General features: G+C 58.6%; 10 protein-coding genes. 5 read left to right on the forward strand and 5 right to left on the reverse strand.

Translation table 11 applies throughout. From position 1 onward, the window contains the following. Positions 1 to 81: 81 nt before the first annotated feature. The 3 genes from LF599_RS01940 (at position 82) to LF599_RS01950 (ending at position 5,039) form a co-directional block, all read left to right on the forward strand. Positions 82 to 762 (forward strand): TetR/AcrR family transcriptional regulator, encoded by a 681-nt coding sequence (locus LF599_RS01940; RefSeq protein ID WP_279522094.1) that lies wholly within the window; start codon positions 82 to 84, stop codon positions 760 to 762. A gap of 81 nt (positions 763 to 843) precedes the next feature. Beyond that, positions 844 to 1,962, forward strand: a complete 1,119-nt coding sequence (locus LF599_RS01945; RefSeq protein WP_279522095.1) for an efflux RND transporter periplasmic adaptor subunit — start codon at positions 844 to 846, stop codon at positions 1,960 to 1,962. Then, positions 1,959 to 5,039 carry an efflux RND transporter permease subunit gene (locus LF599_RS01950; RefSeq protein ID WP_279522096.1) on the forward strand — a complete coding sequence of 1,027 codons (3,081 nt, stop codon included), beginning with the start codon at positions 1,959 to 1,961 and terminating at the stop codon, positions 5,037 to 5,039. The genes LF599_RS01945 and LF599_RS01950 overlap by 4 nt, the downstream gene beginning before the upstream one ends. Before the next feature lie 554 nt (positions 5,040 to 5,593). Here the strand turns inward: LF599_RS01950 and LF599_RS01955 are convergent. Continuing rightward, entirely contained in the window at positions 5,594 to 5,986 is a 393-nt protein-coding gene (locus tag LF599_RS01955) for a 3D domain-containing protein (protein WP_279522097.1), read from the reverse strand. A 109-nt stretch (positions 5,987 to 6,095) separates the two neighbouring features. Between LF599_RS01955 and LF599_RS01960 the strand changes: the two genes are divergently transcribed. Continuing rightward, complete coding sequence (locus LF599_RS01960; RefSeq protein ID WP_279522098.1) at positions 6,096 to 6,821, forward strand: type 2 periplasmic-binding domain-containing protein; 726 nt, start codon at positions 6,096 to 6,098, stop codon at positions 6,819 to 6,821. A gap of 44 nt (positions 6,822 to 6,865) precedes the next feature. Here LF599_RS01960 and LF599_RS01965 read toward each other — a convergent pair whose 3' ends face one another. Then, complete coding sequence (locus LF599_RS01965; RefSeq protein WP_279522099.1) at positions 6,866 to 7,582, reverse strand: glutamine amidotransferase; 717 nt, start codon at positions 7,580 to 7,582, stop codon at positions 6,866 to 6,868. A gap of 150 nt (positions 7,583 to 7,732) precedes the next feature. Here LF599_RS01965 and LF599_RS01970 point away from each other — a divergent pair, with 150 nt between their 5' ends. Next, on the forward strand, positions 7,733 to 9,064 hold the full coding sequence (locus LF599_RS01970; protein WP_279522100.1) for a M48 family metalloprotease: 1,332 nt from the start codon (positions 7,733 to 7,735) through the stop codon (positions 9,062 to 9,064). A 127-nt stretch (positions 9,065 to 9,191) separates the two neighbouring features. Here the strand turns inward: LF599_RS01970 and LF599_RS01975 are convergent, their stop codons facing one another. From LF599_RS01975 to LF599_RS01985, 3 genes are all read right to left on the reverse strand, one after another. Continuing rightward, positions 9,192 to 10,205: a DUF362 domain-containing protein gene (locus tag LF599_RS01975; RefSeq protein WP_279522101.1), complete on the reverse strand. Its 1,014-nt coding sequence runs from the start codon at positions 10,203 to 10,205 to the stop codon at positions 9,192 to 9,194. Between the two features lie 134 nt (positions 10,206 to 10,339). Then, entirely contained in the window at positions 10,340 to 11,977 is a 1,638-nt protein-coding gene (locus LF599_RS01980; RefSeq protein ID WP_279522102.1) for an AMP-binding protein, read from the reverse strand. A gap of 97 nt (positions 11,978 to 12,074) precedes the next feature. Next, positions 12,075 to 12,623, reverse strand: a complete 549-nt coding sequence (locus tag LF599_RS01985; protein ID WP_269941007.1) for a helix-turn-helix domain-containing protein — start codon at positions 12,621 to 12,623, stop codon at positions 12,075 to 12,077. Position 12,624: the final 1 nt, after the last annotated feature.

The raw sequence follows: 12,624 nt of genomic DNA on the forward strand, positions 1-12,624 counted from the left end.
TAAAAAGTAAATGACACCCGGTGGCTTGCTTTAAGCCCCTTAGTCGATCCTGTGGTTTGTCGAGTTTGTGAGGTGATATATATGAGAAAATATAAAGAAGATTCGGGGCAGGCCGCGCGTTTGAGGACGCACCGAAGAGGGGCCCCCAGAGGGCCGAGGAAGGCAAAGCAGCGGCGTAAAGTGCTACTTGATTCGGCAGGAAAGCTCTTCGTGGAGAAAGGCTATGAGTCGACAACCATGGATGAAATCGCTTCGGGCGCGGGTTTCGCAAAAGGGACGCTTTACCATTATTTTTCGAACAAGGCGGAATTGCTTCTCAGCCTTCGAGAGGAATTCGACAAGGAGGTCGCCCGTCGCATCCAGTCTCATGTGGAGAAACAGCCCGCCGACGATTGGAGGGGGCGTATCAAGGCATGGGTGATCGGTGCGGTCGAGGCCTATTTTACCATGAGCGAATTGCACGACCTCGTCGTGTACGGCTCCGGGATGCCGTTTCGGAACACGATGGCCCATTCGGAGGTTACTCGGCACCTCGCGCGGCTGATCGCCGACGGCGCACAGGCGGGTGCGTGGGATGTTGAGGATAGCCGCTGGATTGCGTTCATGATGTTTTACTCTTTTCGCGGGGGATGCGATGAAGCCATGGTGGGAGCGCAACCTGCCGAAGATATACCCGGTCGACTTTACCTTCTTTTCCTTCGCATGTTGGGCGTTAGGGAGAGATCCATTCGCACGAAGGAATGGCCGTCAGGCCGAAAATGATCCCATGTTGTTTTTGCGGAGAAAGTCTATCAACCAGTGATTAGCAAGTGGTTGCTTGACCACTTGAAATAGGTCTGACCAGTGAAAAAAAATGTACTTTTATTATTGTTTTTGGTCGTCGTCATCGCGGGATGCGGAGATGCTGAAGAGGATGTGCGGGTGGAGCCTGTACGCCCTGTGCGGGTGTTCACCACAAATAGCAGGAACCAACTGGATTCCCGCACCTACCCTGGCAGAGTGAAGGCCTCGAAGGCAGCTTCCCTGGCATTTCGCCTGTCCGGCGAAGTTGTGGAACTGCCCGTCAACGAGGGGGACTACGTGAAGAAGGGACAACTGATCGCCATGATCGATCAGCGCGATTATCTCGCCGCTGTGGCTGATTATGAGGCGCAGTTGGTCGGCGCCCATTCGCTTCTGAAGGAAGCGACACTCAACATCAAACGCAACACCAAACTTCTTCAGGAAAAGATCATTTCTCAGAGTTCCTTCGACGCGGCGCAGAGCAACTACGATTCCAATCGCGCCAGAGTGCTTTCCCTTGAACAGACTTTGCGCCGGGCCAAGCTGAATCTCCAATATACCGAGCTGGTAGCGCCTTTTGATGGGGTTGTGGCAAAAAAGTACATCTCGAACCATGAGTTTGTTCAGGCCAGGGAGTCCATTGTTGATTTGGAAGATCTGTCATCCCTGGATATCGTTATGGACGTGCCGGAAAATGTGTGGGTACGGACATTCAAAAAAGGAGCCCAAGGGCAGGCGCGCAATGTCGCTCGTTTCGAGTCCCTGCCGGGCAAGGTCTTCCCGCTTCGGTTGAAGGAATATCAGACCAACGCTGATCCCGGTACTCAAACTTACAAGGTGACTCTGACCCTTGACGACGCGAAGGAATCAGGCGTGTACCCCGGCATGACGGCGGAGATTAGCGGGGATATTCAGGGTCGAGGTGAGGATGAGGCTGTCAGCGTCCCGTTCAAAGCGATTACCGGGTCCGCCCAAGAGAGGAAATTCGTCTGGATTCTGAATGAGGACGACACGGTCAGCAAGCGTGAAGTCGAGATCGGAAGGATTTCTGATTCGGGCATGGCCCTGGTGACATCGGGCCTCGTCCCAGGAGAAACCCTGGTGGTGGCCGGCGTGAACTATTTGTACGAAGGCCAGAAGGTGAAGGTGCTTGAGGGCCGTATCGGAGGCCGCCAGTGAGTCTTGCTGAATACGCCATCAAAAAGAGTACGGTCACTCTCGTCCTGACCATATGCTTTCTCCTGGGGGGAATCTTCTCCTTCTTGAATATGCCCAGGCTGGAAGACCCCGCCTTCACCATCAAGCAGGCTCTCGTGGTAACCAACTACCCCGGGGCGACTCCCGGGGAAGTCGCCAATGAGGTCACCGACGTCATTGAAAGCGCCGCTCAGCAGTTGAGCCAACTGGACAAGGTGAGTTCCCAGTCCAACCCCGGCCAGTCCATCGTCACGGTAGAGGTCAAGGACAAGTACGATTCGGATTCCCTGCCCCAGGTTTGGGACGAATTGCGCCGCAAGATAAATGACGCGCAGGGCAGCCTGCCTCCCGGGGCCGGGCCGTCCCTGGTCGTGGACGACTTCAGCGACGTGTACGGCATACTCCTCGCCGTCAGCGGGGAAGGGTATTCCACCCAGGATATTCAGGATTTCGCCAAGTATTTGCGCAAGCAGCTTTTGCTTGTGGACAATGTCGCCAAAATCAACCTGTGGGGTGATCAGACCGAAAACGTATATGTCGAGATGTCCCGCGCGCGCATGAGTCGAATGGGCGTGACGCTGGGGGCCGTGACCGACACCTTGGCGCAGCGAAATCTTGTAGTGCCCGCAGGCAACGTCAGGGTAGGCCCGGAATATGTCCGCATTTCCCCGACGGGAGTCAAACCCACAGTGGAGAGCCTCGGCGAATTGCTCATCGCCAGTGCCGACGGAACCAAACTTGTGGCGCTTAATGAAATTGCCGATATTTTTCGAGGCTACTCCGACACCCCTTCGAGAATAATGCGATTCAACGGCGAACAGGCCGTGGCCATGGGCATCTCCATGGTCCCCACGGGTAATGTTGTTGAACTGGGGAGAGCCATAGACAAGAGGCTGAAGGAGCTTGAAAGCATGACTCCGGTGGGGATGCGGATAGACTCCATCTACTACCAGCCGACTCGGGTGGATAATGCCATATCAGCCTTTGTTCTCAATCTGGCCGAAGCTGTCGCCATTGTTATCGTGGTATTGCTTTTGTTCATGGGGCTGCAAAGCGGACTGTTGATCGGTGTGGTCCTGCTTATCACCATATGCGGATCATTCATTTTTATCCAAATGGCCGGCGTGGCTTTGGAACGTATTTCCTTGGGGGCATTGATCATTGCCTTAGGTATGTTGGTCGACAACGCCATTGTGATCGTCGAAGGCATCCTGATCCGCTACCAAGGCGGTCAAGACCGCATCCAGGCATGTGTCGACGTGGTGGAGCAGAATAAGTGGCCACTGCTGGGCGCGACCATCATAGCGATCATGGCCTTTGCGGGGATAGGTCTGAGCGAGGAGTCTGTCGGCGAATTTTGCAACTCCCTTTTCGTCGTCTTGTGCATCTCATTGTTCATGAGCTGGGTAACGGCCGTGACCGTGACTCCGCTTTTATGCAAGTTGTTTCTGCACCCCAAGCCCCGCGCCGAAAAGGACCCGTATGGCGGGCTCATTTTCCAAATCTACAAACGATTTCTGGAAAGTTGCATTAAGCATCGGTTGCTGACTGTGAACGTCCTCATTGGCCTGCTGGCGGTATCAATATTCGGCTTCGGTTTCGTCAAACAATCTTTTTTCCCAGACTCCACCCAGCCGAGGTTCTTCATACATTATTGGTTGCCTCAAGGGACCGATATTCGTCATACCAGTGAGGAAATAACCGAAATTGAGGCCTTGCTCCACGCAGACGCTCGCGTCAAGTCTGTGGCTACTTTTGTGGGGGAGGGCGCTCCTCGGTTTATCCTTACTTATACCCCCGAAAAGACTAACACTTCGTACGGTCTTCTGCTGGTCGAAGTGGAGGACTATAAGCAGGTCGATGCCGTCTTGGCTGAATATCAGGCCAAGGTCGATGATCAATTCCCGGACGACGAGGCCAAATTCAAGAAGTTCCGGCTTGGACCTGGCCGCGACGCTCCCATCGAGGTGCGTTTTAGCGGCCCCGACACGAAGGTTTTGCGCGAATTGTCGTTTAAGGCTCAGGGCATCATGCGTTCTACCGGGAACGCACGCTCCATCCGCGATGATTGGCGCCAGGCTGTAAAGGTGATTCGGCCAGTTCTTTCCGAAGCCCAGGCGAAACGGGCCGGCATCACGCGCCCGGCTCTTGCCGACACGTTAAAATCCTTCTTCGATGGCCACCAGATCGGGGTTTACCGGGAAAACGACAACCTTCTTCCCATCATATTGCGTCCACCTGCCGAAGAGCGAAATCACGTGCATGAACTCGGTAACGTACAGGTGTTCAGTCCTACAGCCGGACGCATGGTTCCCATGGAGGAAGTAGTGGCCGAATTGCGTACGGAAATGGACTTCGGCATGATCCGTTCCCGTAACCGCATGTTGACCATTACCGCTTCCTGCGAGCCGATAACGGGGTTGCCTTCGGAACTGTTTGCGCAGTTGAAGCCGCACATCGAAGAGATGAAATTGCCGACGGGGTATTCCATGGAATGGGGCGGCGAATATGAGGATTCGACCGACGCGCAGAAGAGCCTGGCCAAAGGCATCATCCTGCCAACCATCATCATGATCCTCATGACGGTCCTACTCTTCAACAAGATCCGCAATCCTCTGGTCATCTGGCTGACTGTGCCGCTGGCCCTCATCGGCGTGACCGCAAGCCTTCTCATCACAGGGCAACCCTTCGGATTTATGGCCTTGTTGGGCTTTTTGAGCCTGTCAGGCATGCTCATCAAAAATGCGGTGGTCCTCCTGGATCAGATTATGCTGGAGTTGATGAAAGGCTCGGAGCCGTACCGCGCCATAGTGGAATCGGCGGTAAGCAGAATAAGACCTGTCGCAATGGCTTCGGCCACGACCATACTCGGCATGATTCCGCTTATGTTTGATCCCTTTTTCTCCTCAATGGCCGTGACCATCATGGGCGGCCTGATGTTCGCAACCATTTTGACCCTCATATTGGTGCCCGTGCTTTTCGCCACATTCCACCGGATCAAAAAACCCGGCGGTCCGATCGTGGCAAGGCAGGCAAGTTCCGGCGAGGATCACGGTTAATGTTTGGACCGTTTCCGGAAGCGGGACAGTTCAAAGGAGGTGAGCCGCAAGGTCCAAAAAAGGTCCAAGGTTGAAAAGCACTTCTCGTTCGCGAGGCCTTGGACCTTGTTGCGGCGAAGAAAGGGCTCGTTGTTTCTCGGAATTGCCCGGTTGTCAAAAACAACCGGGCAATCGTTGAATCGTGAATCGAAGAGTTCCCCCCCTTGGGAGTTACTCCGTTTGGCCCCACGGCGCAGCCCTCAATATTTCCCATTGTTGACATTTACCAGGATTTTCGATGTGTTATATTATAGTAATACTATAAATTTATATAACGTGTGTGAAAAATGTTTAAAATCATTTCTGAAATCACCGAAAGTCATCTGTAATCATCATAAATCTCCAAAAAGCAAGTTCCCGCCGTATTTGAAACATACCGCAGGGACTTACTTTTCATAAACGTGGTGGGTATTTGAGAATTCCATCGCCGCCTTCGGCGGGGGGCATGAAACGGAATCGGCGGTCCATCCTTCAGGATGGGCCGCCGATTCCGTTCGTGAAGCCTACAAACCGCGTCAGCGCCAATAAATCCGGGCCGTGCGTTCGCCGAATTCGCGGGCGGCCTTTACGTCCGTGCCGAAGTAGATGTCGATGCGTTGCGTGAACCGTTGATTCATCTTGTCCAGGACGATGTAGGGGCCGTCGAAGCCGTCGATCCAAACTTCGGTCCGGTTGTTCAGGCCGCGTTCGATCAGGTCGCGGGAGACCGCCACGGCCTTCATGCCGGGCTTGAGCCGGTTGTTCCAGGCCGCTCGGGTCGGGTCGCCGTCGGTCTGGCCGGGGGTGGAATTGTAGGCCGTGACCGTGACCTCCAGATTGTTCCAGAACAGCCTGTTCGGCTGGCTTATGGCGTAGCCGAGCACAATGACCAGCCCGGCCGCGAATAAAAGAATAAGAGCGCGTTTCATATGCCACAATAACCCGAATCCGTGAAAAGGGGCAAGTCGTCCCGATTTCCGAGGGGGCGCGCCATGTTCCCTTTGCCCGCGTCTGACCACCTGTGTTATCCCGGAATTGATGCGAGCCGTTCTGCGATATACTCTGACCCGTCTGCGGCTGATGTGTGGCAATGCCGCCCTCGCGGCCGCGTGCGTCGCGCTGTGTCTGCTGGCCGCCGCGACGGGCCATGCCCGCGAACCCTATCGGATAGGCTTCTCGCCCGACGCCATGGTTCACGTGAAGGCCAGGGAGCGCCTTGAAGCGGTCTACAGGCGGGCGGGACTGCCGGTGGAGTTCGTATCACTGCCGACGAAACGATCCCTGGTCCTGGCCAGCGACGGCATCCTGGACGGAGACGCGGGGCGCATCCCGAATCTGGAAAAGAATTACCCCTCGTTGATCCGGGTGAACGTTCCGCTCCTGGAACTGATCGGAACTGCCTATGTGCTCAAAAAACGGGAAATGGAACGCTTCGACAAAAGCCTGCTCGACGAGATGACGGTGGGAGCGGTCAGGGGAGTCCTCTGGGCCGAGCGGGTCATGGCCGGGCGTCCGCTGGTTCTGGTCAACAATTATGAGACCCTGTTCAACATGCTCCTTGAGGGGCGTATCGACATCGCCCTGGGGAGCAGAAGCAGCGCCGAAAAGGCCTTTCGCGAACAGGCGGGGCGGTTCGACGGAATTCGTGGGCTGTCCCCGTCCGCTTTCAGGACCCCCTTTTATCATTACCTGCACGAGAAGAACGCGCGTATCGTGCCTCGGCTTGAAAAGGCCTTGCGGGAGCTGCGCGCCGAGGGTCGCTGACCCGGCGGAACTGTTTTTTCCGATTCCCCGGAAGCGGGCCCTGTTCAGCGGGACATGCAGTAGGCCGAGAACCGTTCGAGAAGGGATGCGGACTCCGGGGTGTCGCGGACCATTGCCCGGATGCGGGCCGAGTCCAGTGAGTTTTTCCTCAGTTCCGGTTCGCGCCGGGTTATGTAATCGAGGATGGCGGGCGCGTCGAATTCGGGATGGAACTGCACGCCCCAGGCGGATTCGCCCACGCGAAAGGACTGGTGCGGGTCGTGCAAGCCCGTGGCGAGGAGTGTTGCGCCGGGGGGCAGTTCGAGAGCGGTCTGGGAGTGGGTCACGTGCCCGGGAAAGCATTCCGGCAGACCGCGAAAGAGCGGGTCGTCACCGGCCGCGCCGGTCAGGGTGATATCCGCCGTGCCGATCTCCAACCCGTCCGGGTGGTAGCCCGCCCTGCCGCCAAGGGCGTCCGCCATGAGCTGATGGCCGAAACAGATGCCGAGCAGGGGCAGCCGGGCGTGCACGGCCTGCCGTATCCAGGCCTTGGCGTCCTCGATCCAGGGGAACCCGTCCGTGACCATGTCGTGGGAGCCGGTGATTACGCTGCCCGCGAACTTTGCCGGGGCTGGCAGGGGTTCTCCGGCTTGGACATCGACGCTCTCCCACCTGTCGGCGGCCAACCTCAGTCCCTGGGCGGTCCAGTCCACGAAATCACCCCGTTCCACAGCATAGTCGGGAAAAGTGCCGCCTGTTTTCACAATCAGAATCTTTTGCATTTTTGTCCTACGAAAGTGTAGTTTAATTAAGCTATTAAGAGAATAATGTAGCAAGCGGGGCGGGGTGTCAACTCTGCGCGCGCGGCGGTCTCGGGGTTGAACTGAAGGCCGGATTTACGGTATTAAAAAGGCAACAACCGGGAGATAACCATGAAATCCATACGAAACCGTTCGCGTCTCACGCGGCGGGAGTTTCTCAAGGCCGGAGCCATGACCGCGGCCGCCGCGGGGTTGGCTGGCTGCGCCAAGAATCCGGTCACGGGCCAGAGCGAGTTCATGCTGGTCAGCGAGGAGGAGGAAATTCAGCTGGACCGCCAGGCCTCGCCTCAGCAGTTGTCCAATGACTACGGCACCACCCAGGATACGGTTTTGAACGACTATGTGTCCGGTGTGGGCAAGTCCCTGTCCGACAAGTCCCATCGGCCGCAGATGCCCTACAACTACCATGTGGTCAATGCCAACTACGTGAACGCATACGCCTTTCCCGGCGGCACCATAGCCTGCACCCGGGGCATTCTGCTCGAAGTCGACAACGAGGCCGAGATGGCCGCGCTCCTCGGTCACGAGATCGGCCACGTCAACGCTCGGCACACGGCCTCGCGCATGAGTTCGCAGATGGTCGTGGGCGGTCTGACCTCATTGGGCGGCGCGGCCATCGGAGCCAAGTACGGCGGGACCTGGGGAGCCGTGGCGGGCAGCCTTGGCGGTCTCGGGGCCGGGTTGCTCCTCGCGTCCTACAGCCGCGACGACGAACGGCAGGCCGATGCGCTGGGCCTGGAATACATGACCCGCGCCGAATACAACCCGGACGGCATGGTCGGGCTCATGGAGATGCTCAACGAGCAGCACGACCGCGAGCCGAGCGCTCTGGAAGTCATGTTCGCCACCCACCCCATGAGCGCGGAGAGGTTGTCCACGGCCCGTCAGGAAGCCAGCAAGAAGTATTACGGGGCCAGGCAGTACGCCTTTTATCGCGAGCGGTATATGGACCACACCGTTGATCTCCGCAAGATCGGTCCCGCCATCCGGGACTTGCAGGATGCGGAAAAGCTCGGCGGAGAGAAGAAGTACACCCAGGCCGAGGAAAAGGCGGGCGCGGCGCTGCGGCTTGCGCCCGAGGATTACACCGGCCTTTTGCTTATGTCCAAGCTGCTGATTGCGCAGGAAAAATATAATGAAGCCCTGGCCTATGCCCGGCACGCCAGGGAAGTCTATCCCGAAGAGGCGCAAGCCAATCAGGTGGCCGGATTGCTCCTTATTCAGGCCAAGGAGTACGATCAGGCCCACGAGGCCTTCGCCGCTTATGACAAGGCGCTTCCCGGCAATCCCTACGCAGCCTTCTACATGGGATACGCCCGGGAAGGCATGGGCCACCGCGATGAGGCCGCCGAAGATTACTACAAGTTCCTCCAGCAGGTGAACCAGGGCAAGCAGGCGCAGCACGCCTACAACCGTCTGGTGGAATGGGGGTACGTGCGGTAGACGGCCTGCGGCAGCGGCCGCCCGGCATTGCCGGTGAAGCCGCCTCACCTCCGCGCCGGGGCTCGGCGTGGAGGGGGGCGGTTCCCATTCCCTACGACATGTTCAAGGGATGCCTCGAACCGGGGAATCAGGCGTCCAGTTCCTTACGGATTCGCTTCACGAAATTCTCGGCGTCCTGCCCCACGGGCACAAGGTCGATGTCACGGGCGCGGGACGCGCCGAGCCCGAGTTCGGCGGCGCGGCGCAACTGCTCCTGCTCGAAAACGCGGCCCGTTGCGACTTCATGCGTGGTGCCGTACATGCGTAGAATAGCGACGCCCACAGCGTCCACGGCCACAGGATCGGTGCCCGCGATAATGACGTTTGTCGACACCTCGGTTCCCCGGTGAGGGCCGCCGTCGACAAAGGCGGACATGCCGTCCATGACGATGAGGTCGTTGCGGAACGCCTGGCTGATCTCGGCGATGAGTGTGCGCTGCAAGGGGGAGGAGTGGAGCTCCGACATGTAGTTGTAGCCGCTCTCGGGATCGTGTTTGGCGATGGCCCCGACAACGTTTTTCAGGGACATGGTGAAGTGTCCGCCGAACTGATGGGTCTTGAGACAGCAGGTCTGGACCACCTTGTCCGCCTCCGCGAAATGGCGTTCCAGGAGAAATCCCTTTTTCCAGTGGGTTCCGGGCGGCGTCTCGCGCACGAAACCGTTCTTGTCGAGGTCGTCCATGACCACCACGTCGAAGCCAGCGGTCTCGGCGACGCGATACGCGCCCATCTTTCGCAGAACGGAGTCGGTCTCGCCCATGCCGCTGCGTTCCACCAGGGTCATCGATCCCGCGCCCGCGCTCTTGAGCGCCCGGGACAGGGTGAGCAGGGTGTCGGGATGCGTGGAAGCGGGAAACGGGTCCGCGCTGTTGTAATTGGCCTTGAGGGCCACGGATTTTTCCTTGAACCCGGTCAGGTCGAATTCGGCCAGCGCCTGCTCGACCCCTTTGACCCGGTCCCCGGTGCGGACCACCGCGACCCTGGCGCGCGGGGCCGGTTCCGCGCCGTAAACCGGCTTTACCCCCGCAAGCAGTCCGGCCCCGAGGGTCAGCATGGTCTTGACGCACCTTCGCCGATTCATGATTCGCTCGAAAACGTCCATAGGGAGTCCTCCATTCCTATTCCATACGGGGAACGGCGGAATCTGTAAACCACGCCCGGAACGGACGGCGTCGAAGAGGGGGGGGAAGAGAGCGGCCCGGGGAAGGAGTCTCCTTCTCCGGGCCGTTTGAAGTTCTATTCAGCCAGCTTGGCCAGGTCGGCTTCGCGGATTTCCTTGCGTTTGATCTTGCCCGAGATGGTCTTGGGCAATTCCTCCACGTATTCGATGACGCGCGGGTACTTGTAGGGCGCGGTCATCTCGCGGACAAAGGCTTGCAGCTGTTTGGTCAGTTCCTCGGACGGTTCGTAATCCGGCGCGAGGACCACGGTGGCCTTGACCAACTGTCCCCGGACATTGTCGGGGATGCCGGTGACGGCGGCCTCGATGACCGCGTCGTGCGCCACCAGGGCGGATTCGACCTCGAAGGGTCCGATACGGTAGCCCGAGGACTTGATGAGATCGTCGGTGCGGCCCATGAACCAGAGGTAGCCGTCCTCGTCGGCCCAGGCCTTGTCGCCGGTGTGGTACCAGCCCGCGCACTTGACCGAGGCGGTCTTTGCCGGTTCGTCCATGTAGGAGTCGAACAGGCCCATGACGGGCTTGTCGATGCGGATGCAGATTTCGCCTTCCTCGCCCTGCGGCACGAAGTTGCACGCCTCGTCCATGAGTGCGATCTCCCAGCCGGGAACGGGCTTTCCGATGGAGCCGGGCTTGGGTTCCATGAACTTGAAGGTGGCCACTTGCAAGGTGGTTTCAGTCTGGCCGTAGCCCTCGTAGATGGGCAGGCCCACCGTCTTCTGCCAGGCGTGGAAGACCGAGTCGTTGAGCAGCTCGCCAGCCGTGGTGCAGTGGCGCAGCGCGGAAAGGTCGTATTGGGACAGGTCTTCGCGCACGAGGAAGCGATAGATTGTCGGCGGCGCGCAGAAGGTGGTGATCTTGTTGTCGGCTATGACGCGCAGCAGGCTGCCGGGATGGAATTTGCCCCGGAAGTCCCATACGAAAATGACCGCTTTGGCCATCCACTGGCCGTAGAACTTGCCCCAGACCGACTTGCCCCAGCCCGTGTCGGACACGGTCAGATGGATGTCGCCTTCCTCCAGGTCGTGCCACAGTGCGCCGGTGGTGTAATGGGACGCGGCGTACTTGTGGGTGTGCAGGACCATCTTGGGCAGCCCGGTGGTGCCGGAGGAGAAAAAGATGACAAAGGGATCGTCGCCGCCCGGGGAATCCGGGGTGCGGGGGAAGCTCGGGTCGCCCGAGGCCACGAGGTCTTCGAAGCCTAGCCAGCCGTTTTCAGCCTCGCCGTCCACCTGCACCAGCAGGTTCAGGCCGGGGCAGTCGGGCCGGGCCCTGTCCACGCGCTCGACGATGGAGTCTTCGCAGATCATGGCCGAGATGCCCGCGTAGTTGACGCGCTCGGTGATGTCCTTGCGGGTCAGAAGGGATGGGGAGGGGATGGGCACCGCGCCGATGCGGTGCAGGGCGAGCATGACCACCCAATACTCCACGCGACGGTAGAGGATCAGCATGACCCGGTCGCCCTTTTTCATACCTTTGGCGGCCAGGGCGTTGGCCAGCCGGGAAGATGATTCCTGGAAGAAGCCGAAATTGAAATCGCGCCGGTTGAAATCATCGTCCACATGAATGAGTGCGAGGTCATCGGGGTTCTTGCCGTCCAGAACGTCGAAGGCAAAGTTGAAATCCTCGGGGCATTCGGGCGTGAAACGTTGGCAAAAATCTTTGTAGTCGGCGTATTCTTCTTTGGTAAACATGGGGTTTTTCTCCGTGATTCAGATCGGATAGCTTGATTTTTTGGGGAACAAAAATCGTGGAACTTTTCCGGGCGGGTCGGATATTATCCGACCGGCCCTATAGAATCACGTCGAGAAAACGAACCGGCTTGCCGTCCAGGCCGCGCAGGGCGTGGGGCGTTTCGGAGTTGAAATAGAGGGAGTCGCCGGGTTCGACGGCGATCGGCTCGCCGCCCAGGCGCACTTCGAGACGGCCTTCGAGCACGTAAATGAACTCCTGGCCGCGGTGGGCGGTTTCGACCATATCGTCCCCGGACTTGGGCGGGACCGTGATGAGGAAAGGCTCCATCGAGCGGCCGACGAACTTGTAGCCGAGCGACTTGTAGTCGTAGTCCTTGCGCCGGTCCACGGCAAAGCCCTCATCCTTGCGCACGAGCGAATAGGACTTGAGGTGCGGCTCGCGGCCGGAGATGAGCGTGGTCAGGTCCACCCGGCACAGCCGGGAGACGTCGAGCATGTAGCCCACCGGAATCTCAACGGTTCCGGATTCATAGGTAAGCACCTTCTCTTCGGATACTCCGAGCAGGTCGGCCATCTCCTTGGGCGTCCAACCAACGCCTTCACGCACGCCCACCAGACGGGGCGCGATTTCCTTGTACTGTTTCATT

It is taken from the genome of Pseudodesulfovibrio thermohalotolerans (assembly GCF_021353295.2).
GTDB lineage: Bacteria > Desulfobacterota > Desulfovibrionia > Desulfovibrionales > Desulfovibrionaceae > Pseudodesulfovibrio > Pseudodesulfovibrio thermohalotolerans.

Coding starts and splice junctions, on each gene's coding strand:
- LF599_RS01940 (WP_279522094.1), top strand. CDS start 82: ATGAGAAAATATAAAGAAGATTCGGGGCAGGCCGCGCGTTTGAGGACG.
- LF599_RS01955 (WP_279522097.1), bottom strand. CDS start 5,986: ATGAAACGCGCTCTTATTCTTTTATTCGCGGCCGGGCTGGTCATTGTG.
- LF599_RS01960 (WP_279522098.1), top strand. CDS start 6,096: ATGCGAGCCGTTCTGCGATATACTCTGACCCGTCTGCGGCTGATGTGT.
- LF599_RS01965 (WP_279522099.1), bottom strand. CDS start 7,582: ATGCAAAAGATTCTGATTGTGAAAACAGGCGGCACTTTTCCCGACTAT.
- LF599_RS01970 (WP_279522100.1), top strand. CDS start 7,733: ATGAAATCCATACGAAACCGTTCGCGTCTCACGCGGCGGGAGTTTCTC.
- LF599_RS01975 (WP_279522101.1), bottom strand. CDS start 10,205: ATGGACGTTTTCGAGCGAATCATGAATCGGCGAAGGTGCGTCAAGACC.
- LF599_RS01980 (WP_279522102.1), bottom strand. CDS start 11,977: ATGTTTACCAAAGAAGAATACGCCGACTACAAAGATTTTTGCCAACGT.
- LF599_RS01985 (WP_269941007.1), bottom strand. CDS start 12,623: ATGAAACAGTACAAGGAAATCGCGCCCCGTCTGGTGGGCGTGCGTGAA.